Raw genomic sequence first — 21405 nt, 5'->3', positions numbered from 1 at the left:
CTCCATCCCCCCACCGTGCTGCCCGTCCCTGCTGCCGTGGTGCCTAAGCATTCGCCGTGCCGACGCTGCTCACAGCCATATTCCCCTGTAATATCAGCGACTTGAATCACCCAGCCCAGCAGAACCACCCGCGCTGTGGGCGCGGAGCCGGAAAAAACTCCTGACCCTCCCGGGCCCCGGCCTAACGTGTGACAGCCTTGTTGACGGGATGATGGAGGAACCCGTGCGCCTTCCGGTCGCCGCCGCACTGCTCAGCCTGGTCGCCTGCTCCGAATCGACCGAAGGCACCCCCCCGAAGCTCGAGGGCCTCATCAATCCGCTGCAACGGCTCGTCACCCCCGCGCGCGTCTGCAACGCCGGGGGCGGCACCGCAGGATGGCGCCTGGAGCTCCTCGGCAGCCGCTTCACCCCCATGCCTCGCGACGCGCTCACCGACACGCCCTCGGTGGAGCTGCCCCAGGTCTCGCTGAGCGGCCCGAGCGACTACACGCTGCCCGCCGACCACCTCTTCTTCGCGCGCACCGAACTCATGCGGATGGATCTGCCCACCCGCGACACCACGCCGTCGAGCACGCTCGCACCTGGCGCCTATACCGTCTCCGTGACGAACCCCCTCGGGGGCACCGCCGAGCTCGAGGACGCCCTGCGCGTCGTGCCGCCACCGGTCATCACGAGCATCACCGCGCCCCAGGGCTTCCACTACAGCGCCGGCAGCCCCCTCGTCATCGAAGGCAGCGGCTTCCGCTCGGACGCGCTGCCGCTCATCGTCCTGCAGCGCGCGGGCGAAGAGGACCAGCCCCTCTTCACCCTCACCGTCGTCTCCGACACGCGCATCGAAACCGAGGTGCCCCCCGCGACGCCGGAAGGCACCTACGCCATCACCCTCACCAACCCCGAGGGCTGCGCCGTCACCCGGCCCCAGGCGCTCACCGTCGCCTATGCGCCGCTGGGCACCCTCTCCGTGTCGCCCTCCAGCGGCCCCGCCGGCAGCGACAGGGCCGTCACGCTGACCAGCGCCGGGGCGGCCTTCACGCCCGGCTCCCACGACGTGTACCTCGTCGCGCCCGTGAAGACGGACCCGGGCCAGACGGTGAACATCCCGCTGTACGACGTGGCCTACGTCTCCGCGACGCAGCTCAAGGCGACCGTGCCCACGTGCTCCGGCTTCGACACGCGGCCCGTCACGGATCCCACGTGTCCCGGCGGCATCGTGCCCGGCACCTACGGGCTCATCGTCACGGACCCCAGCGGCGCCTTCGGAACCATCCCCGCGTCCTCCGGCTTCACCGTCTCCCCATGAACGCCCTCGCCCTGCTCGCTGCCGCGGCGCTGGCCGCCGCCCCCTCCAACGCCAACAAGAAGGACCGGGAAGGCCCCTTCTTCATCGCGCCCAAGGTGGGCTTCATCAAGCCCGTCACCTCGCTCGGGGGTGACCTCTTCCTGGGCGGCGAGGTGGGCTACCTCACGCCCCTGCTCCAGCGGCGCCTCGCGCTGGTGTTGGAGGTGAACTACTACCGGCCCTCCACGTCGGGGACCCTGCGCGGACCCCAGCTCGACAACCTGGGCCAGCCCATCGAGTCGCCGTACACGCTCGCCGAGCGGGAGGTGGCCATCCAGCTGTCCGCCGTGTTCCGCTTCCCCCGCGCACTCGGGCCGCTCACGCCCTACTTGGGCGCGGGCCCCGGCCTGTACCTGCACCGCGCGACGGTGGAGTCGTTCGACAGCACCGCGTCGGAGAGTGGCGGCGGGCTGGGCTTCCAGGCGCTCGTGGGCGCGGAGCTGCCGCTGGGTCCGGGCGGCGCCTTCCTGGAGGCGAAGTACCACTTCGCGCCGGTGGACTTTCTCACCACCGGTGACGTGAACGCGGGCGCGGTGCTCGTGGCCGTGGGCTACCGGCTGCGCCTGTAGTCTCGCGGCATCTCAGGCCCGGCCCACCGGCGGGCGCAACATCCGCAGCAGGTGCTGGGCCAGCAGGTCGCGCGTGGCTTGGAGCACCGACCCGATCAGGTGGTGCAGCGCCTCCGCGGTGTCGCCGTGGGCTTCGCGAACGCGCTCGGAGCGGCCGTCGAAGATGCGCAGCCGGCCGGGCACCAGCGAGATGACCGGCAGCGACGGGTGCCGCTTGCGCAAGAGCCCCAGGAACAGCGGGTGATCCTCGTCCGGGCGGCGCAGATCCACCACCACCAGCGCGGGCTTGTTCTCCGCGATGGAGGCGAAGGCGTCATCGGGCTCACCCGTGGCGGAGACCTCGATGTCGGGCTCCGCGTCCAGGAAGCGGCTGAGCAGCGCGCGGGATGCCGGATGCGGGCTGACGACCAGGACCCGCATCAGCGCGAAGCCCGGAAGGACACGGGCCTCCAGCCGGCGAGCGGAACACGGCGAGCAGCGGCGGGGCGGGTCCAGGGCATGGATTGAGCAGGTAACGCCCTGCCCCCCACCAAAGCAATCCGTCCCGCGTCCAGAAGGCATGCAGTGCCTCCAGGCAGCCGATCGTCCGCGCCCGTGGCTTCTTCCCGCCGTGCGGGCCAGAGTGGCGGAGCGCCTTCCAACCCGCTACTTCCCTTCCTGCGCGAGTCTCCTCCCACGTCGGTTCTTCGCGTCCCGAGCGTCCGCCATCGAGCCCCTGCCCATCCCCCTCACCGAGCTGCACTACGACAGCGGCACGCTGGTGGCCCCGACGCTGCCTGACGACGAGCGCCTGCACGCGCTCTTCCAGAAGGACGGGCGAACGGGCGTCTTCCGCGCTCCCGCGCTGCACTACCGCGACGTCGTCCTGCGCCTGCGCGAATGCGGGCTGCCCTACGAAGACCGCGCGAAGCGCTTCGAGCCGGTGGAACTGCCGCTCACGGTGCCCATCGAACCGTTTCCGCATCAGCGCGCGGCGCTGGAGGCCTGGACGCGCGCGGGTGGCCGGGGGCTGGTGGAGCTGCCCACGGGCGCGGGCAAGACACTGCTGGCGGTGCTGGCCATCGCGTGGGTGAAGCGGCCCACGCTGGTGGTGGTGCCCACGCTGGACCTGATGGCGCAGTGGCAGGGCGTGCTGGCGAAGCACTTCTCCGGCCCGGTGGGCATGGTGGGCGGCGGCGTCAACGACCGGCAGACGCTCACGGTGACGACGTACGACTCCGCGGCGATGCAGATGGAGTTCACGGGCAACCGCTTCGGCCTGCTCATCTGCGACGAGTGCCACCACCTGCCCGCGCCCAGCTATCGCTTCATCGCGGAGGGGACGCTCGCGCCCTACCGGCTGGGACTCACCGCGACGCTGGAGCGCGCGGACGGTGGCGAGCGCGTGTGCGAGGAGCTGCTGGGGCCGCTGGTGCACCGCACCGGCATCGACGAGCTCCAGGGCCAGTACCTGGCGCCCTACGAGGTCCGCCGCATCGAGGTGCCGCTGACGCCCGACGAGAAGACGCGCTACGACGAGGCGCGAGGCCGCTACCTCACATTCGTGCGGAAGCTGGGCGTGCCGCTCGCTTCACCGGAGGGTTGGGCGCGCTTCCTGGCGCAGAGCCAGCGCAGCGACGAAGGCCGCGCGGCCTACCGGGGCTACCGGGAGCAGCGCCGCATCGCGCTCACCTCCAGCGGCAAGCTGGACGCGCTCTGGAAGATATTGCTGGAGCACCGCGAGGACCGCGCCATCGTCTTCACGGACGACAACGAGACGGTCTACACGCTGGCGCGGAAGCTGCTCCTTCCCGCGCTCACGCACCACACGCCCCTGCCGGAGCGCAAGGCCCTGCTGGCCGCGTTCGCCAGCGCGGAGCTGCCGGTGCTGCTCACCTCCCGGGTGCTCAACGAAGGCGTGGACGTGCCCGACGCGCGCGTGGGCGTGGTCCTCAGCGGCAGCGGCAGCGTGCGCGAACACGTGCAGCGCCTGGGCCGCATCCTGCGAAAGCGCCCCGGCAAGCGCGCCCTGCTGTACGAGGTGTGCTCCGCGCAGACGGCGGAGAGCGGCATCAGCGAAAGGCGCAGACAGCACCGCGCCTACCAGGAACCGGAGGCCCCTCCCGATGCCGGTACTTGATGGGTTTGGACCACCGCGCCCGGAGGCCTCCGCATGCTGACGCGTGAGCTGCTCGCGTCGCGCGTGCGCGAAGGCATCCTGCGGCCTTCCTTCGTGAAGACGCACGACCCGTCCCTCCAGGCGCTCGCGAAGGAGCTGCTCGCGGACGCGGAGGCCTTTCGCGGCCAGAGCCGCGACGACGTGGAGGAGGCCTTCAGCCTCAAGGCCGGCGCGTTCAGCCGCCCCAAGGTCGCGCGCGGACTGGTGAAGCTGCTCCTTGACCGGCTCCTCTTCGACGAGGCGGGTGAAGGCGCCACGGAAGCGCGCTGGCGCACGCTGCTCGTGGGCGCGAAGGTGCTGCGGACGCTCTCTCCGGACACCCCCCTGGAGGCCTACGAAGCGCGCCTCACCGAGGCCCTGGACGCCCCCCTCCCCGCGACCCGTGAAGCGCTCTACTCGGACCTGCCCGGCAACCGGAAGCTGCTCGGCTGGGACGGCGAGGCGCTCACGCCGCAGGGGCTGCTGGACCGCTACAACCTGGCGCTCGCGCAGGGACCGCTGCTCAACGCCCGGCGCCTCACCTTGCGCGCGCGGTCGCCGGAGCTGTTGCGCGTGCGCAAGCTGCTGCGCTGGCTGAAGTTCTGCCGGCTGGTGGCGGAGGTGCGGCGCGACGGCGAGGACTGGTCCCTGGAGGTGGAGGGCCCCGGCGCCATGCTGTCCCTGCAGAAGAAGTACGGCCTGCAGCTCGCGAACTTCCTCTCCGTGGTCCCCATCCTGGAGCGCTGGGACCTCTCCGCGGTGCTGGAGGACGCGCGCAAGAAGTCCACGCTCCAGCTGAGCCACGAGGATCCGCTCGTGTCCCCGCTGCCCGCCGCGCTGGGGCACGTCCCGGCGGAGGTGGCCGCGCTGGCCGAAGGCTTCGAGGACGCGGCCTGGGAGCTGGATTTGACGCCCCTGCCCCGCCACACCGGCGCCGCCGGCCTGTGCGTGCCCGACCTCACCTTCCGCCACCGCAAGACGGGCCAGGAGGTCGCGCTGGAGCTGTTCCACCCGTGGCACGCGGCGCCGCTGTCACGCAGGTTGTCGGAGCTGCGCGCGCGTCCCGACGGGGGACTGCTGCTGGGCGTGGACCGGGCGTTGGCGAAGGAGGCGGCGGAGCGGCAGGTGCTGGAGGATCACCCGCAGGTGGTGCTCTTCAACGGCTTTCCCTCCGTCCGGAAGCTGCGGGAGCGGCTCGCGCGATGGGACGGCGCGGCGAAGGCCGGATGAGCACCGGGGCGTCGTCAGCTCCGGGGTTTGAACTGCGAGGCCAGCACACTGAGGATGCGGATGGAGCCCCGGTCCAGCTGCTTCGCGCGGCGCAACAGCCGGCGCAACTCCGCGGACTCGCCGTAGTCGGACGGAGGCTCCGCGGCCCATTTCACGTCCTGCGACGGCTTCAGACCCAGCGCCTCGTCCGCGGAGATGGACAGCACGACGCATAACCGGCGGAAGGTCTGGATGCTGGGCAGCATGTGCCCGCGCTCCAGCCGCCCATAGACTTCACTCGCGATGCCGATGCGCTCCGCCACGTCCGCCTGGGTCAGGTTCAGGCGCGTGCGGGCGACGCGGGCCGCACCTCCGAGCCGGGATGCGAGGGTCTTTTCCATGGGGTCGTTAACCTACCGGGTTCGCCCATGTCGATATGACTTGAGAGGTTGGCTTCCAAGAACTTCCGGGGTAGGCTTTTCGCGACACAACCTCTTGCGTCAAGCCTGTCCGTACCACCCACCGCCTTCATGCGAGAGCCCTCCAACCTCCCTCCCAGCTTCCTCTTCGTGGACGCGGATCCGCGCGCGCTCGCGGCGCTGCGGCGGCTGTCCAGGCACCTGCCCGGCGACAAGCGCTTCGCCCAGGGCGTGCGCGAAGCGGAGCGGTTGATGGGAGAAGCGGCGCCCTCCGTGGTGGTGAGCGGCTACGGCCTGCCGGATGGAGACGGGCTGTGCCTGCTCACGTGCGTGCGCGCCCGGCATCCGCGCGCCGCGTGCGCGCTGCACACCACGCATCCTCCCGCGCGAGGGCTGCGGGAGACGGGCATCACCTGGATGGACCGCGCCGCGCCGCCGCAGCAGGTGCTGGCGCTCCTCGCCACCCTGGGCTGACGGCCGGGCGTTCCCATGGCGCGCGCGGCCGTGCGCGTTAAGGTAGGAACCTTCCCACGCACGCCATGAAGCTCTACGCCATCAGCGACCTGCACCTGCGGCACAAGGAAAACCACGAGGCGCTGGCGGCACTCGCGCCGCGCCCGGACGACTGGCTCATCGTCGGCGGCGACGTGGGCGAAACGCTCGCGGACATGGAGCTGATGCTGCGCACGCTCACCGCGCGCTTCCGCCAGGTCGTCTGGGTACCGGGCAACCACGAGCTGTGGACCATGCCCTCCGAGCAGCCTCCGCTGAAGGGCGAGGCGCGCTACCTGCGCATGGTGGACCTGTGCCACCGCTACGGCGCGCTCACGCCGGAGGACCCCTATCCGCGCTGGCCGGGCGAGGGCCCGCACCGCGTCGTCGTCCCCATGTTCCTGGGCTACGACTACACCTTCCGCCCGGACACCGTGCCCGCGGACAAGGCGCTGGAGTGGGCCTGGGAGGACGACCTGATGTGCACGGACGAGGTGCTGCTCCACCCGGAGCCCTACCCCACCCGTCAGGCCTGGTGCCACGCGCGCGTGGAGCGCACCCGCGCGCGGCTGGAGCGGCTGCCGGAGGGGTGCTCCACCATCCTCATCAACCACTACCCGCTGCGCTACGAGCACGTGCGCCTGCCGCGCATCCCGCGCTTCTCCATCTGGTGCGGCACGCGCCTCACGGAGGACTGGCACACGCGCTACCGCGCGGAGGTGGTGGTGACGGGGCACCTGCACATGCCCTCCACGCTGTGGCGCGACGGCGTGCGCTTCGAGGAGGTGTCGCTGGGCTACCCCATGCAGTGGCGCCACCGGGGCGGCCTGGAGCGCTGCCTGCGCGAGGTTCTGCCGGGCCCGCAGAAATCCGCCCCGCCGCCGTGACGTCGCGAGTCACCGGGCGACTCAAAGCCGCGTCACCCCCGGGTGCGTTTGACGGTGCGGCGCACGCGGGCGTGTAGTTGCGCACCATGCCCGAGCCCTCCTCCACCGGTCCCGTCGAAGCCTCCGAGCGCGTGCACCTGCTGGACGCCCTGCGCGGCTTCGCGCTCCTGGGCGTCTTCCTCTCCAACAGCCTGAGCTGGTTCAGCGGCCGGCAGCTCCTGCCGCAGGAGCAGGCACAGGCGCTGGCCGCGCCCATGCTGGAGATGGTGGTCCGCCAGCTCTACGCCTTCTTCGTGGACCAGAAGTTCGTCACCCTCTTCTCCCTCCTCTTCGGCCTGGGCTTCGCGCTGCAGATGACGCGCGCGGAAGGGCGGGGCACGTCCATCGTGCCGGTGTACCGGCGCCGGCTGCTCGTGCTGCTGGGCATCGGGCTGGTCCACATGTTCGCCATCTGGGTGGGCGACATCCTCAGCACCTACGCGCTGGTGGGCTTCCTGCTGCTCTTGTTCCGCAAGGCCTCCGAGAAGACGGTGCTCACCTGGGTGGCGGTGCTCTTCGTCGTCCTGCCGCTCACGCTGTCCATCGCGCAGCGCTTCGGCCCGGAGCTGCTGCACGGCAAGGAGGCCGCGGAAGCCGCCGCCAAGGCCACGCGCGAGGAGGAGGCCGCGCACCGCACGGCGTTCCTCACCGGCCTGTCCAGCGAGTCCGTGCTGACGTCGCAGAAGGCCAACGCCGTCTTCGCCTGGCAGAACCTGCCCAACCCGGGACGTCCCATCTGGCTGTGCATCATCCTGGGCCGCTTCCTCTTGGGCCTGTGGACCGGACGCCAGAAGCTGCTGGAGGACGTGGAGCGCCACCGCAAGTTGCTCGTGCGGGTGGTGGCGTGGGGGCTGGGCGTGGGCAGCGCCATCGCCACCCTGTCGTTGGTGCTCTATCTGAGCAAACAGGGCGGCCCCGGCGGGCAGGTCAACCCGCCGGTGTGGATGGTGGGCATGCGCACCCTGCGGGAGGTGGGCTACCTCTTCATGGGCACGGGCTACGCGGCGGCCTTCGCGCTGCTCTTCCAGAAGGAGCGCTGGAGGAAGGTGCTGGGCGTGCTCACGCCCGCGGGCCGCATGGCCCTGACGCTCTACCTCATGCAGTCGGTGATCAGCATCGGGCTGTACGACGGCTGGGGCCTGGGGCTCGTGGGGCACACGCCGCCGTCGCGCACGGTGCTCCTGTGCCTGGGCGTCTTCGCGGGGCAGGTCGCCTTCAGCCACTGGTGGCTGGCGCGCTTCCGCTTCGGTCCGGTGGAGTGGCTGTGGCGCTCGCTCACCTATGGCCGCGCCCAGCCCATGCGCCTTGCTCCCGCCAACGAGGCGCGCACGGCGCACTGATCCGCCTGCTCCCATGCCTGGGGGGGTGTGATTTGACGCTGCCAAGGGCGCCAGCATGTAGTGCCCGGCATGTCCGAGTCCCCCCCTTCCGCCGGTCCCATCGACAACTCCGAGCGCGTCCACACGCTGGACGCGCTGCGCGGCTTCGCGCTCCTGGGTGTCTTCATCTCCAACAGCCTGAACTGGTTCAACGGCCGGCAGATGATGCCGCGAGAGCAGGCCCTGGCGCTGGCCGCGTCGCCGTTGGAGATCGGGGTCAGTTCGCTCTTCGCGCTGCTCATCGAGCAGAAGTTCGTCACCCTCTTCGCCTTCCTCTTCGGGCTGGGGTTCGCGCTGCAGATGACGCGCGCGGAAGGGCGGGGCACGTCCATCGTGCCGGTGTACCGGCGCCGGCTGCTCGTGCTGCTGGGCATCGGGCTGGTCCACATGTTCGCCATCTGGGTGGGCGACATCCTCAGCACCTACGCGCTGGTGGGCTTCCTGCTGCTCTTGTTCCGCAAGGCCTCCGAGAAGACGGTGCTCGTCTGGGCGGCGGTGCTCCTGTTCGTGCTGCCCGTCGTCTTCTCCGTGGGGCAGCGGGTGCTCCCGGTGCTGATGGACGGCGCGGCGGCGACGGAGCGCGCCCAGAAGGCCACGCGGGAGGAGGACGCCTCGCGCCGCGCGGAGTACCTGGCCGGCCTGTCCAGCGACTCGGTGGTGACCAGCCAGCGGGCCAACGCGCACTACGGCTGGGCCGCCTTCTCCAACCCGGGCCGTCCCATCCTCCTGTCCATCATCCTGGGCCGCTTCCTGGTGGGCCTGTGGGCGGGGCGCCGGGGGCTGCTGCAGGACGTGGAGCGCCACCGCCCGCTCTTGCGGAAGCTGGCCGCGTGGGGGCTGGGGGTGGGCGGCGTCATCGGGCTGTTCGTCATGGCGCTCAACCTCGCGTACTGGGGCGTGGCGAACCCGCCGGGCTGGCTGGTGTGGATGCGCATCGTGAAGGACGTGGGCATCGTCTTCCTGGGCTCGGGCTACGCGGCGGCCTTCGCGCTGCTCTTCCAGAAGGAGCGCTGGCGCAAGGTGCTGGGCGTGTTCACGCCCGCGGGCCGCATGGCCCTGACGCTCTACCTCATGCAGTCCGTGATGAGCCTGTGCCTGTATGACGGCTGGGGCCTGGGGCTGGTGGCCCGCACGCCGCCTTCGCTCACGGTGCTGCTGAGCCTGGCAGGCTTCGCGGTCCAGGTCGCCTTCAGCCACTGGTGGCTGGCGCGCTTCCGCTTCGGCCCGGTGGAGTGGCTGTGGCGCTCGCTCACCTACGGCCGTTTCCAGCCCATGCGCCCGGTCCCCACCGCGGCGCCCGCGGCGAACTGAAGGCCACCGGCGCGGGAAGCCAGCGGGACCCGCGCCGGACAAAAAAAGAACCCCGGGTCCCGCGAGGAAGCGGGAGCCCGGGGTTTCAGGAGCGGAGCGCGGCAGCTTCGCCGCGCCCTGCGCCTTCAGGCACTACGGGACCTTGTAGGAGGCCGCGAAGACGGTCTTGATGTAGCCGTCCACGGTCTTGTCCACCAGGCTCGGCACACCGACGATGGTGATGTAGTACTTGCCGGCCGGGATGTTGCGCAGGATGACGCTCTCCGTCGCGCTCTCCTTCACGCCACGGCCCAGGTAGGACGTGAACGTCGGAGCGGAAGCGGCCTGCACGTACAGGTCGGCGTTGCCCTCGCCCTCGCCCAGCGCCAGGGACAGGGTGTTGATGCCGGAGTCCTTCTTGAACTCGGGCACGTCGATGATGAAGGTGCGGCTGGAGCCCGGCACGCCCGAGAGGTTCTCGATGCGGGTCTCGTTGCCGATGTCCTCGAAGCCACCCTTCCAGGTCACGGACAGGCTGGTGTTCGCGTAGGTGGTGAAGCCCTTGATCATCACGTACCAGATGCCCTTGGCGCCGGAGGTGGCGAAGGTGCAGGTCTCCGCGTTGCCGGACTTGTACGGACGGCAGTCGTACAGGGAGTCCGTCGGGGCGTTGTTCTTGCGGACGTAGAGGTCCGCGTCACCCGTGCCACCGGACAGCGTGAAGGTCACGTCCGTGGCGCCCTCGGGGATGGTCACCGAGTAGTACTGCTTGCTGCCGGAGGTGCCGGAGATGCCCGTCACGGGCACGCCCTTCTCGATCGGCGTGGTCACCGGAGGAGGCACGGGCACGCCCACGCCCACGGCCTTCCAGGCGTTGCCCACCGAGGCGATCTCCGCCGCGGTGAAGCCCAGCTGCGTCGCGGCCTGCTCGGAAGCGGTCTTCGCCGCCTCGAAGTTGGAGGACGCGCCCAGCAGGTCGGCGTTGATCTTGTAGAAGACCTTGGCGGCCTTCTCGAAGCCGATGCCGGCGACGACCTGGGTCGTCTTGGCGCGCGGGTGCGTGCCACCCTCGGACAGCAGGTAGAACGCCAGGTTGGAGATACCCGAGCTGTAGTGCACGTCCACGCCGGAGGAGTAGTCCGGGTAGTAGTCGAGCGAGTCCCCGTCCTGCGTGGGGTTCTTCATGTAGCGCAGGCCGTCACCCGGGATGCTCGGGGTCCAGACGTCGTCGCCGACGATCCAGGTGCCCTCGTCGATGACCTTGCCCTTGCCGTACCACTCGCACACCGCGCCGAAGATGTCGGAGAGGGACTCGTTGAGGCCACCGGACTCACCGGAGTAGGTGAGGTTGGACTCGTACTCCGTCACCGCGTGCGTCAGCTCGTGCGCCGTCACGTCCAGCGAGTTCGCCAGGTTGGAGGCGTTCACGCCGTCGCCATCGCCGTACACCATCTGGGAGCCGTCCCAGTAGGCGTTGACGTAGTTGTTGCTGTAGTGGACGTAGCTCTTCAGCAGGTGGCCGGCGTTGTCGTACGAGTCGCGGCCGAACAGGCTGTTGTAGCAGTTGTAGACGGTGCCCAGGTGGCCGTAGTTGTTGTTGATGACGGCGTCGGCGACCGGGGCCTCACCCTCGAAGCGGCCCTTGACGGCCGTGGAGAGCGTGGTGCGGTGCTGCAGGTCCCACACCTCGCGCTTGAGCGCGGAGTGGATGTGCGGAACGCGCTCGAAGACGTCGCCCGTCTTGGCGTTCACGTACACGGAGTCATCCACCGGGGTGGTGTCCTTCAGCTCGCCCTGGATGCGAACCTCGTACGCCAGGATGAGCTCGTTGCCCGAGCGGCGGTAGACCAGCTGGGGCTCCGCGTTGGTGCCAGCGCGCTCGGGGGAGCCGCGATCACCGATGGCCGCCGCGATGGCCGCCTCGGACGCGATGGAGGCCTTGACCTCCGCCTTCAGGTCGCCACGGGCGTTGGTGTTCACCGCGAACACGGAGCCGTTGCGCGCGTGCAGGCGGACTTCGGCGTCCTGCACCAGGATGCCGTTCTTGGTCACGCCGTAACGGAAGTGCGTGTCACCGTCGAAGCCGACGTAGGCGCGCTTCAGGAACAGGTCGTTCGGGTCCAGGCGGAACAGCGGCGCCACGCCCGCGAGCACCGGCGCCAGCTGCTGCTGGGCCGCGATGCCCTGAATCGCCGAGGGAGCGGGAACCGAACCAAAGGAACCGGTGAGGAAGGTGGGGACCGCGTCGGAGTCCGCCGCGATGACCTTCTGGCCCGCCGCCAGGTTGGCGGAAGCCTTCTGGATGTTCGCGTCCTCCGTGTTCGCGGCAGGAGCGCCGTCAGTGCAGGCACCAACCAACAGGGACAGGGCAGCGGCACCCAGGGCGCCGAATACTCGCTTCTCGTACATGTAATCCTCCTAAGGGGAAAGATTAGGAAACACTGTGCCACAAGCGATGCGCGTATTTCAAGTACAGGCGAGAATTCTACTTTTACGTCGTTTCTCAGACTTCGAGATATCTCGCAACTGCTTGAAATGACGGAGGGACTCACGCAGCCCTGCGAATACGGGGTTGATGCTTCAAACCAGTAAGGCGGCTACTTCATGGTTGAAGCACCTGTCCGCAGATGCGTGCAATGAGTGAACGACGGGGAGAAATTGCCGTCTCATTTATTCCCGACCCGGGTGGGTCCCGTGTCACCGCTGACACAGGCAGGGCCCCTCCGGGCGGGGCGGGCGGGCTAGCGTCCCGGCCCCGGGAGGCGACAGACATGCGCGCGTTGCAACTTCAGCGGCTGACGGGGCCCGAGGGCCTGGAGATGGTGGAGGTCCCGGAGCCGGAGGCCGGAGACGGGGTCCTCATTGATGTGGTGGCGGCCGGCGTGAGCTTCCCGGATCTGCTGCTCACCCACGGCCAGTACCAGATGAAGCCGGAGGTGCCCTTCGTGCCGGGAGTGGAGGTGGCGGGCGTGGTGCGCGCCGCGCCGGCGGGAGCGCGGGTGAAGCCCGGCGACCGGGTGATGGGCTTCTCCTTCACGCTGGGCGGCTTCGCGGAGGCCTGCGTGGTGGCGCCGGAGCTGGCCTTCCCCATTCCAGAGGGGTGGAGCTTCGAACAGGCGGCGGGCGTGGTGATGAACTACCACACGGCGCACTTCGCGCTGCACCGGCGCGGACAGCTGCGCGCGGGAGAGACGGTGCTGGTGCACGGCGCGGCGGGCGGCGTGGGCACCGCGGCGGTGCAGGTGGCCAAGGGCGCAGGGGCGCGCGTGCTGGCGGTGGTGGGCGACGAGCGCAAGGTGGAGATGGCGAAGCGCGCGGGCGCGGACAGCGTGCTCCTCTTGAAGGACTTCCAGGCCGGCGTGCGCGAGGCCACGGACAGCCGGGGCGTGGACGTGGTGCTGGACCCCGTGGGCGGCGACGTCTTCGACAAGAGCCTCAAGGTGCTGGCGCCGGAGGGGCGGCTATTGGTGGTGGGCTTCGCCAGCGGCCAGATTCCGTCCGTCGCGGTGAACCGGCTGCTCTTGCGCAACGTCTCCGTGGTGGGCGTGGCGTGGGGTGCCTTCCTGATGCAGGCGCCGGAAGTGACGGGCGCCATCGCGAAGGACCTGGAGGCGCTCGCGGCGCGCGGCATCGTCAATCCGTTGGTGGGCCGCGTCTTCCCCTTCGAGGACGGCGCGAAGGCGCTGCGCGAGCTGGAGTCGCGCCAGGCCGTGGGCAAGGTCGTCCTGAAGGTGAAGGCCGGCTGACGCACAAGGCGCCGGGCGTCACTCCCCCGCGAAGGGCAGGGGTGAGGGCGCTCCCGCCTCGCGCTCCAGGACGTCCGCGGCACGGGCGTCCCGGGGCAGGCCGAAGCGGGCGCGTGAACACATGAGGAGCTGGCCCGCGTAGACGCTGTCCGCCAGCGCGTCCGCGTACCGGCCGTGGGCCTCGCACAGGCGGGCCCGCTCATCCACCAGGCGGGCGAGGATGCGCGCCTGCTCTGGATGGGCGAAGAGGCCGACGACGGAGCGCGCGTCGAAACGGGCGAGCGTGTCGTACTCCATGCCCAGCGTCGTGATGCACACCTCGCGGATCCGCTCCAGACACGCATCCCAGGAGCCCCGCGTCCGGGCGATGTCCGGCACCGAGCGGCCAAGCTCGCGCACGGCGGTGAGCAGGAAGGCGTGTCGTAACGAAGGCATCCGGTCCTCCACTACAGCCCAGCCCGCCTGAATCATCCAGCGCGCCAGGGGGTGCGGACCCACCCCAACGAATCAGGTTGTACCCACCCGCCGGGGGCTCACGCGCGGCAGCGGCACACCCCCACGGGAAAAAGACAGACATTGTCACACTGGCGTGGCGACACGTGCCCGCATCGCTCCAAAGATATATCCAGACAGGAATGACATACACCGTGTGCGTGCGTCCCCTGGGAGAGACGGGGGCGCGGATGACCCGAGCGTGTGTGTTGCAATCAAGACTCAGCGTGTATCACCGCGTGGTTCCTACTTATTGCGCGGGCGCTGACAGTCTTTAGACTTTCACACGCGAAGCCCTGTGCCGCGCGAGTCACCACATCCAAGGAATGCACCATGGCCCTCCCGTCCACGCTGCGTCTTCCCCCGACCGCGGAAATCGCCTTCGGAGCCACGGTGCTCAAGCAACCGGAGCTGCTGCGCCGGGCATCCCGGGTGGCACGCAGGCTGCGCTCCGAGTGGAACGTGCAGCCGGGAGACCGCGTGGGGTTGATGGTGGTGCCCGGGCCGGAGGTCATCCCGGCCATCCTGGGCATCTGGATGGCGGGCGCGGCCTACGTGCCGTTGGATCCGTTCCTCCCCGACGAGCGGCTCCTGCGCATCCTGCGCGACGCGGGCCTGCGCGGGGTCGTCACGCAGCGCATGCACCGCATCTCCGTGGAGCTTCTGGAGACATGGCTGGGTTCTCCCCTGCCCTTCCTGGAGGCGGATGCGACGGCGGCGGACGGCGTGGAGGACGCGGAGGTCCCGGACGTCCCAGACTTCATCGAAGCGCCGCCGGACCGGACCGCCTACCTCATCTACACCTCCGGCAGCACGGGGGAGCCCAAGGGCGTGGTGTGCACCTTCCGGGGGCTTTCGAACCTGGTGCACGGCGTGGCGCCGCTGTTGGGCCTGGGGCCGGACACGCGGCACCTCCAGTTCGCGAGCATCAACTTCGACGCCTCGGTGTGGGAGGTGTTCCCCACGCTGTTCGCGGGCGGCGCCGTGGTGCAGGGCTCGCGCGAGGACCTGCTGCCCGGCCGGCGCATGGCGGAGTACCTGCGCCAGCAGCGCGTGACGCACCTGTGCCTGCCGCCGTCCGTGCTGGGGCAGCTGGGGCCGCACGTGGACACGCTGCCGGACGTGGCGTGCGTGGTGATGGCGGGTGAGCGCTGCCCGGCGCCGCTCGCGGAGCGGTGGCATGCGTCCGGCCGCCGCGTCTTCAACGCCTACGGCCCCACGGAGGGGACGGTCTGCGCGACCGCGTACCGGGTGAAGGGCGGCGAGTCGCCCGTGCCCATTGGCCAGGCGCTGCCGGGCGTGTGCCTGCGCGTGGTGGGTCCGGACGGGAAGGACGTCACGGAGGGCGCGACGGGCGAGGTGTGGATTGGCGGCGAGGGCGTGGCGGAGGGCTACCGCAACCAGCCCGAGCGCACGCGCGAGCGCTTCCCCACGGACGCGGAGGGCGCCCGGTGGTACCGCACCGGCGACGAGGCGGTGCGGCGCGCGGACGGGGCGCTCGTGTTCCTGGGCCGCATGGACCAACAGGTGAAGCTGCGTGGCTTCCGCATCGAGCTGGAGGCCATCGAGCAGGCGCTGTACGCGTACCCCGGCGTCGCGCAGGCGGCGGTGACGGTCTTCGAGCACACGGACGCGCAGGGCCAGACGACGGGCCTGCTGGTGGCCTACCACAGCGTGCAGGAGGGCCACACGGTGGACATGGACGCGCTGCGCGCGCACCTGGGCGTCGTGCTGCCGGACTACATGGTGCCGCACCGCTTCGTGGCGCTGCCGCGCCTGCCGCTCATGCCCCACCTGGGCAAGGTGGACCGGCAGGCCCTGCCGCCCCCCGCGGACTGGGTGGGCGCCGCGGCGTCCGAAACCCGCGCCGCGGCACCCTCGGCGCCCGCGACGCCCATCGAGCGGTTGTGCCGCGCCTTCGAGCGGGGCCTGCGCGCGGCGCCGGGCACCGTCACGGCGAACACGCACTTCTTCCAGGCGGGCGGTGACTCGCTGGGCGTGGCGCACGTGCTGGCGCAGGTGGAAGAGGACTTCGGCGTGTCGCTGCCGTCGCGCCGCGTGTACTCGCACCCCACGCCCCAGCTGCTGCTGCCCTTCTGCGAGGCCGGCGCGGCCCCGGCCGAAGCGGGCTCCCAGGGCGTGCGTGCCACGCTGCTCACCGACGCGCGGTCCGCGGCCCTGCCCCTGCTCACGGTCCCCGCGCTCGTCAAACAGCCGCCGCGCACGCTGCTGCTCACGGGGGCGACGGGGTTCCTGGGCATCCACCTGCTGGCCGCGCTGGCGCCTCGCGTGGAGCGCATCCACTGCCTCGTCCGGGCCCGGGACGACGCGGAGGCCGGCGCGCGGCTTCGCGCCACCGCGCGCAAGTACGGCGTGCACCTGCCCTGGCGCGACGGGCGCATCCAGGCGGTGGCGGGCGACATCACCCGGACGCGGCTGGGGCTGGAGGCGTCCGTGCATGACGCCCTGGCGCTCCAGTGCGACGCGGTGGTGCACTCGGCCGCGAGCATCAGCTACATCCTGCCGTACGCGGACGCAGGGAAGCCCAACGTCGACGGCACGCTTCAGGTGCTGGCCTTCTGCGCGCACGGCCGCGCGAAGCCGCTGCACCACGTGTCCTCGCTCAGCGTCCACGGCGCGGTGGGCACGCTGCTGGGCCTGGAGGAGGTGGACGAGGACTTCGCGCTGGAGCGCTCGCTGGACCTGATGGTCTACGAGAACGGCTACACGCGGGCCAAGTGGGTCGCGGAGCGCATCGCCGCGGACGCGCGCGAAAGCGGCCTGCCCGTCAGCATCTACCGGCCGGGCTTCATCCAGGGCCACAGCCGCACGGGCATCGGCAACGCGGACGACATGCTGTGCCGGCTGCTGGTGGGCAACGCGCAGCTGGGCATGTCGCCGGACCTGCCGGACAAGTACTGGCTGCCGGTGCCGGTGGACTACGTCGCCAACGCCACCGCGCACCTGGTGCTCACCCAGGCCCCGGGCGGCACGTACAACCTGGCGCCGGAGCGCGAGCAGGAGCCGAGCCACAACGCCCTCTTCGACCTGCTGGGCGAGCACGGGCACCCGGTGCGCCGGGTGGCGCCGGCGGTGTGGCTGCGGGAGCTGGGGCGGGTGGGGCCGGACAACGCCCTCTTCCCGCTGGTCGCGTTCCTGCGGGAGAAGGTCTACCACGGCACCCGCACGGTGCTGGAGCTGCACCACCGCACGCCGCGCGTGCGCACGGACCACACGCGCGCCGCGCTGGCGGGGACGGACATCCAGTGCCCGGACATCGACTCGGCCCTGCTGGGCCGCTACGTGAAGGACCTGTTCGCGCGCCACCGCTGCGCGGCACTCGCCGCGTAGCAGTGGCCGTGCGGGACTTCAGTGGTGCGGCGGGGCCTTGGGGTACCCGTCGCTGAAGCGGTAGTGGGCCACCACCGGCTGGTGGTCCGAGGACTCCGTGGAGCGGTCCACCTCGAAGAGCACGGGGGCCAACGAGCGCGTCGCGTAGAAGTTGTCGAAGCGCTTGCCCGTGGCGTGCACCACGCCGTGGCTGTCCGGGTGCGAGGTGAGCGTGGCGCAGTCCGCGATGTCCTGCAGGCGCCACCACGCGGGGCTGTGCTTGGGAATCTGGCCGGAGCTCAGCTCCTGCCGGGCGTGGTGCGGCGTCGTCAGCGAGTGGTCCGCCAGCCGCACGCGCACCGTCGTCGCGTGGCACACCGTCTCCGGCAGCTCCTGCTCCAGCATGTGCAGCTCATGGCGCAGGCGCGGGTCGGAGATGTTGCCCACGCCCCGGTCGCCCACCGTGACGTTGTGCATGTCGTCGCCGTAGCGCTGCCGGAACTCCTCGATGGTGTCCGTGTCGTTGTCCTGCTTCGGGTGCAGCAGGTGCGCCACCAGCCACGAGCCGCCGCGCTTGATGGCGGTGTTGGCGTTGAAGTCCCCCAGCACGACGGCGGGGACGCCTTCGCGCCGGCGCAGGAGCGTGTTGAGCTGGCGCAGGTTGAGGGCGTTGATGGCCGAGTCCCCCAGCGCGTGGTGCAGGTTGTAGAGGTAGAGCGGGTGGCCCTCCACCAGGAGCTTCACCCACAGCACGCCGCGGTCCTCCACCAGCTCTCCGGCGTAGCCCTGGCGCGCGATGGCGTCATTGCGCTCGGCTTCGGTGAGGACGTAGGTGAAGTGCGCGGCGTCCACGATGGGGTGGCGGCTCAGCCAGGCCTTGCCGTTCACCAGCCGCGTGCCGTCTTCGCCGTCGCTGCCCTGGTAGACCAGGTGGAAGCCGAAGCGGGACGCGAGCAGCACCGACATGGGCACGCCCGCTTCCTGCAAGCCAATGACGTCCGGCATGCGGTCCTGGGCCTCCAGCTGGGTGAAGTACTCCAGCAGCGCCTCCTGGCGCTCGCCACCCATGAGGATGTTGTAGCTCATCACCGTGAGGCCCGGTCCCCGGGGCGCGCGCGGCGAGGGGTGGTGCACGATGAACGTGCGGCCGTCTCCCAGCCGGCGCTCGCTGGTGGGCAGCGGCACGGCCTGGAAGTCCGGCAGTGTGAGAGTGGGGTCACGCCTGGGCATGACGTCCTCCTGTCCGCCCGGCTTGCGTCCGAGCAGGTGCCCCACCGCGGGCAGGTGCTCCAGCACTTCGGGCATCTTCATGCCGCCCTCGCCTTGCTGGGGCGCCGGGCCCGCGGGGTGCCATGGGCAAAGGGGTAGCGATGTCGGGCGTCATGCCGTCGCGCTGTGGATTCCACCGAGCCTCCATCCAGAAGTCCTCCGCTCAAGTTCGTGGCGGCGGGCCTCGTCCGCCAGCGTCATGCAGGGGACGGGCGGTCGGCTGGATGGCTGCCCTGCGTGCGCCGGGCATGAAAGGGACGTCGGACGGTGCACATCCGGCCCGCGCGGAATCGGCCCGGCCGCGACGCGTGGATGGTTAGATGGGTGGGCGATGAAGGAACTCGATGACCTCCTGCGGGCAGGCGGGCGCGCCTCCGGTCCGGTGGTGCTGGCGACGGTGGTGGCGGTGTCCGGTTCGTCGTACCGGCGCCCGGGCGCCCGGATGTTGATGGGCGCGGACGGCTGGCTCGCGGGCGGGGTGAGCGGCGGGTGTCTGGAGGGTGACCTCGTCCGCAAGGCCTTCTTCTGGACGTCTGGAGGGCCGCGCGTGCTGCGCTACGACACCACCGGCGACAACGCAGAGGACGAGGGCGGTCTGTCGTTCGCGCTGGGGTGCAACGGCGTGGTGGACATCCTGCTGGAGCGCTGGGAGCCCGGGCCGGGTGACGCGCTTGGCTTCGCGGCCGAGGCACGCAAGCAGTCACTGCGCGCGGTGGTGGCCACCGTGTACCAGGGGCCCGCGGACGCGGTGGGTGCACGGCTGATGCTGCGCGAGGACGGCGTGTCGGCGGGCAGCCTCACGGGCGCGCTGCTCGAACCGGTGCGCGCGGCGGCGACGGAAGCGCTGGTGCGCGGCGTGCCCTGGAGCGGCGCGTGCGGGGGCGCGGAGGTGCTGGTGGAGGTGGTGGAGCCGGCACCGCCCATCGTGGTGTTCGGCAGCGGCTTCGACGTCGCGCCGGTGGTGTCACGCGCGCAGGGGTTGGGGTGGCACATCACGGTGGTGGCGGACCGGCCCGTGGAGCAGCTGCGCCGCAGGTTCCCGCAGGCCCACGCGCATGTCGCATCCCGGGCCAGCGAGGTGCTGGAGAAGGTGCCGCTGTCCGCGCGCAGCCTGGTGCTGGTGATGACGCACAGCCTGCCGCAGGACCGGGAGCTGCTGGAGCGGCTGGTGCCGCTGCCGGTGCGCTACCTGGGAGTGCTGGGGCCTCGCTCCCGGACGGAGCGCATCCTGCGGGAGCTGACGCGCACGCCCACCGCCGCGCAGTTGGAGAAGCTGCACGCGCCCATGGGTTTGGACCTGGGCGCGGAGGGCGCGGATGAGATCGCGCTGTCCATCATCGCGGAGGTGCAGACGGTGCTCGCCGGACGCGACGGGGGACGGCTGCGCGAGCGGCAAGCGCCCATCCACGCGGATGCCACCGCGCCGGAGCGCAGGTCGGCGTGACGACACGCGCGACTGATGTGATGCCAGGCATGACCGTCGGAATGCGTCGAACGCACGCGCCGGCTCGCCTGCGGAGGCGCGCATGACCGTGGCCGTGGTGGTGCTCGCCGCGGGTGGTTCCTCACGGCTGGGGCAGCCCAAGCAGCTGCTTCACCATGAGGGCACGTCGCTGGTGCGGCGCGCGGTACGGAACGCCCTGGCCGCGAGCCCGGAGGTGGTCGTCGTGCTCGGGGCGCGGCGCGAGGACGTCGCCGCGGAGCTGGACGGTCTCCCCGTGCGGTGCGTGGACAACCCGGACTGGGCATTGGGTCAGGGCTCCTCGCTGCACACGGGACTGCGGGCCCTGCCCCCGGACGTGGATGGCGCGGTCTTGATGCTCTGCGACCAGCTCCGCGTGGACGCGGCCCACCTGCGCTCGCTCATCGCCACGTTCGAGCGCTCACGCGCGCCCATCGTCGCGTCCGCCTACGCGGGCACCCGGGGCGTGCCCGCCCTCTTCTCCCGCGCGCTCTTCCCCGAACTGGAGTCCCTTCCGCCCACGGACGGCGCACGCAGGCTCATCGCCCGCGACCCTTCGCGCGTCGTGGAGGTTCCGCTGCCCGGCGGCGAGGAGGACGTGGACACCGCCGAGGACGCCCTGCGCCTCACGCGCCCCGGACGCGGTGGGTGATGCCTTCGGGCCCGGCCACCACCAGGTCGGTGGTCAGGTTCAGGAACAGGCCGTGCGCCATCACCCCGGCGCGGGACTCCAGCTTCGCGGCCAGCCCCGCCGGTTCGCTGATGGGACCGAAGTCACAATCCAGCACCACGTTGCCCTGATCCGTGTGGTACGGCGCCCCGTCCAGCGCGAGCCGCAACACCACGCGCGCGCCCAGCGACTCCAGGAACAGCGCCTGCGAGCGCCAGCCGAAGGGCAGCACCTCCACCGGCACCGGCCACTTCGTGCCCAACCGGGGCGACAGCTTGGGCGCGTCCACCACGATGATTTCGCGGCGGCTGGCCTGCGCCACCACCTTCTCGCGCAGCAGCGCCCCGCCGCCGCCCTTGATGAGCGACAGATCCGGCGCCACCTCGTCCGCGCCGTCGATGGTGAGGTCCACCACCGGGTGCACGTCCAGCGTGGTGAGCGGCACGCCCACCGACACGGCCAGGGCCTCGGTCGCGCGCGACGTGGGGATGCCCACCACGTCCTTCAACGTCCCGGCGGAGAGCAGCGCGCCCAGCCGCCGCACCGCGTACGCGGCCGTGCTGCCCGAGCCCAACCCCACCACCATGCCTGGCTGGATGAAGTCCACCGCGCGCTCCGCCGCCGCGCGCTTGAAGGAAGCCGAAACACTCTCGTCGGAAGTCATCGGGGGCTCACG

Annotated in this window: 18 protein-coding genes; 12 read left to right on the top strand and 6 right to left on the bottom strand. The window is 71.0% G+C overall.

The window, feature by feature from the left end; translation table 11 throughout:
* The first annotated feature begins 223 nt into the window (after positions 1–223).
* Together D7X32_RS23935 and D7X32_RS23930 are read left to right on the top strand one after the other, a co-directional pair.
* Positions 224–1300: an IPT/TIG domain-containing protein gene (locus D7X32_RS23935; RefSeq protein WP_158625747.1), complete on the top strand. Its 1077-nt coding sequence runs from the start codon at positions 224–226 to the stop codon at positions 1298–1300.
* Positions 1297–1908, top strand: a complete 612-nt coding sequence (locus D7X32_RS23930) for an outer membrane beta-barrel protein (RefSeq protein WP_120604889.1) — start codon at positions 1297–1299, stop codon at positions 1906–1908. Before D7X32_RS23935 ends, D7X32_RS23930 begins: the two co-directional genes overlap by 4 nt.
* Before the next feature lie 12 nt (positions 1909–1920).
* Here D7X32_RS23930 and D7X32_RS23925 read toward each other — a convergent pair whose 3' ends face one another.
* Complete coding sequence (locus D7X32_RS23925; protein WP_120604894.1) at positions 1921–2331, bottom strand: response regulator; 411 nt, start codon at positions 2329–2331, stop codon at positions 1921–1923.
* Between the two features lie 292 nt (positions 2332–2623).
* On the opposite strand from D7X32_RS23925, the gene D7X32_RS23920 reads away from it, so the two are divergent.
* Both D7X32_RS23920 and D7X32_RS23915 read left to right on the top strand, forming a co-directional pair.
* Positions 2624–4027 carry a DEAD/DEAH box helicase gene (locus D7X32_RS23920; RefSeq protein WP_120604893.1) on the top strand — a complete coding sequence of 468 codons (1404 nt, stop codon included), beginning with the start codon at positions 2624–2626 and terminating at the stop codon, positions 4025–4027.
* 33 nt (positions 4028–4060) lie between these two features.
* Positions 4061–5275 carry a DUF790 family protein gene (locus D7X32_RS23915; RefSeq protein ID WP_120604888.1) on the top strand — a complete coding sequence of 405 codons (1215 nt, stop codon included), beginning with the start codon at positions 4061–4063 and terminating at the stop codon, positions 5273–5275.
* Between the two features lie 14 nt (positions 5276–5289).
* Here D7X32_RS23915 and D7X32_RS23910 read toward each other — a convergent pair whose 3' ends face one another.
* Positions 5290–5655: a helix-turn-helix transcriptional regulator gene (locus D7X32_RS23910; RefSeq protein WP_120528580.1), complete on the bottom strand. Its 366-nt coding sequence runs from the start codon at positions 5653–5655 to the stop codon at positions 5290–5292.
* A gap of 129 nt (positions 5656–5784) precedes the next feature.
* Here D7X32_RS23910 and D7X32_RS23905 point away from each other — a divergent pair, with 129 nt between their 5' ends.
* The 4 genes from D7X32_RS23905 (at position 5785) to D7X32_RS23890 (ending at position 9781) form a co-directional block, all read left to right on the top strand.
* A complete protein-coding gene (locus tag D7X32_RS23905) occupies positions 5785–6147 on the top strand; it encodes a response regulator (RefSeq protein ID WP_120604887.1) in 363 nt (120 codons plus the stop codon).
* A 65-nt stretch (positions 6148–6212) separates the two neighbouring features.
* On the top strand, positions 6213–7052 hold the full coding sequence (locus D7X32_RS23900; protein WP_120604886.1) for a metallophosphoesterase family protein: 840 nt from the start codon (positions 6213–6215) through the stop codon (positions 7050–7052).
* Between the two features lie 86 nt (positions 7053–7138).
* The gene (locus D7X32_RS23895) at positions 7139–8431 is read left to right on the top strand and encodes a DUF418 domain-containing protein (protein WP_120604885.1); all 1293 of its coding nucleotides are present in this window, start codon (positions 7139–7141) and stop codon (positions 8429–8431) included.
* A gap of 69 nt (positions 8432–8500) precedes the next feature.
* Positions 8501–9781 carry a DUF418 domain-containing protein gene (locus tag D7X32_RS23890; protein WP_120604884.1) on the top strand — a complete coding sequence of 427 codons (1281 nt, stop codon included), beginning with the start codon at positions 8501–8503 and terminating at the stop codon, positions 9779–9781.
* Positions 9782–9913: 132 nt separating this feature from the next.
* Here D7X32_RS23890 and D7X32_RS23885 read toward each other — a convergent pair whose 3' ends face one another.
* Complete coding sequence (locus tag D7X32_RS23885; protein WP_120604883.1) at positions 9914–12169, bottom strand: M4 family metallopeptidase; 2256 nt, start codon at positions 12167–12169, stop codon at positions 9914–9916.
* Positions 12170–12531: 362 nt separating this feature from the next.
* Between D7X32_RS23885 and D7X32_RS23880 the strand changes: the two genes are divergently transcribed.
* The gene (locus tag D7X32_RS23880) at positions 12532–13506 is read left to right on the top strand and encodes an NADPH:quinone oxidoreductase family protein (RefSeq protein ID WP_120604882.1); all 975 of its coding nucleotides are present in this window, start codon (positions 12532–12534) and stop codon (positions 13504–13506) included.
* Between the two features lie 18 nt (positions 13507–13524).
* Here the strand turns inward: D7X32_RS23880 and D7X32_RS23875 are convergent, their stop codons facing one another.
* Positions 13525–13941 (bottom strand): hypothetical protein, encoded by a 417-nt coding sequence (locus tag D7X32_RS23875; protein ID WP_120604881.1) that lies wholly within the window; start codon positions 13939–13941, stop codon positions 13525–13527.
* A gap of 390 nt (positions 13942–14331) precedes the next feature.
* Between D7X32_RS23875 and D7X32_RS23870 the strand changes: the two genes are divergently transcribed.
* A complete protein-coding gene (locus D7X32_RS23870; RefSeq protein ID WP_120604880.1) occupies positions 14332–17349 on the top strand; it encodes a non-ribosomal peptide synthetase in 3018 nt (1005 codons plus the stop codon).
* 18 nt (positions 17350–17367) lie between these two features.
* Here the strand turns inward: D7X32_RS23870 and D7X32_RS23865 are convergent, their stop codons facing one another.
* A complete protein-coding gene (locus D7X32_RS23865) occupies positions 17368–18639 on the bottom strand; it encodes an endonuclease/exonuclease/phosphatase family protein (RefSeq protein WP_120604879.1) in 1272 nt (423 codons plus the stop codon).
* Between the two features lie 289 nt (positions 18640–18928).
* On the opposite strand from D7X32_RS23865, the gene D7X32_RS23860 reads away from it, so the two are divergent.
* Entirely contained in the window at positions 18929–20041 is a 1113-nt protein-coding gene (locus D7X32_RS23860) for an XdhC family protein (protein WP_120604878.1), read from the top strand.
* A gap of 82 nt (positions 20042–20123) precedes the next feature.
* On the top strand, positions 20124–20711 hold the full coding sequence (locus D7X32_RS23855; RefSeq protein WP_120604877.1) for a nucleotidyltransferase family protein: 588 nt from the start codon (positions 20124–20126) through the stop codon (positions 20709–20711).
* On the opposite strand, the gene rpiA is transcribed toward D7X32_RS23855, so the two are convergent.
* Positions 20686–21393, bottom strand: a complete 708-nt coding sequence (rpiA, locus tag D7X32_RS23850; protein ID WP_120604892.1) for a ribose-5-phosphate isomerase RpiA — start codon at positions 21391–21393, stop codon at positions 20686–20688. The two genes, D7X32_RS23855 and rpiA, sit on opposite strands and share 26 nt — an antisense overlap.
* Positions 21394–21405: the final 12 nt, after the last annotated feature.

It is taken from the genome of Corallococcus carmarthensis (assembly GCF_003611695.1).
GTDB lineage: Bacteria > Myxococcota > Myxococcia > Myxococcales > Myxococcaceae > Corallococcus > Corallococcus carmarthensis.
This window is presented reverse-complemented; position numbering and strand designations above follow the sequence as displayed.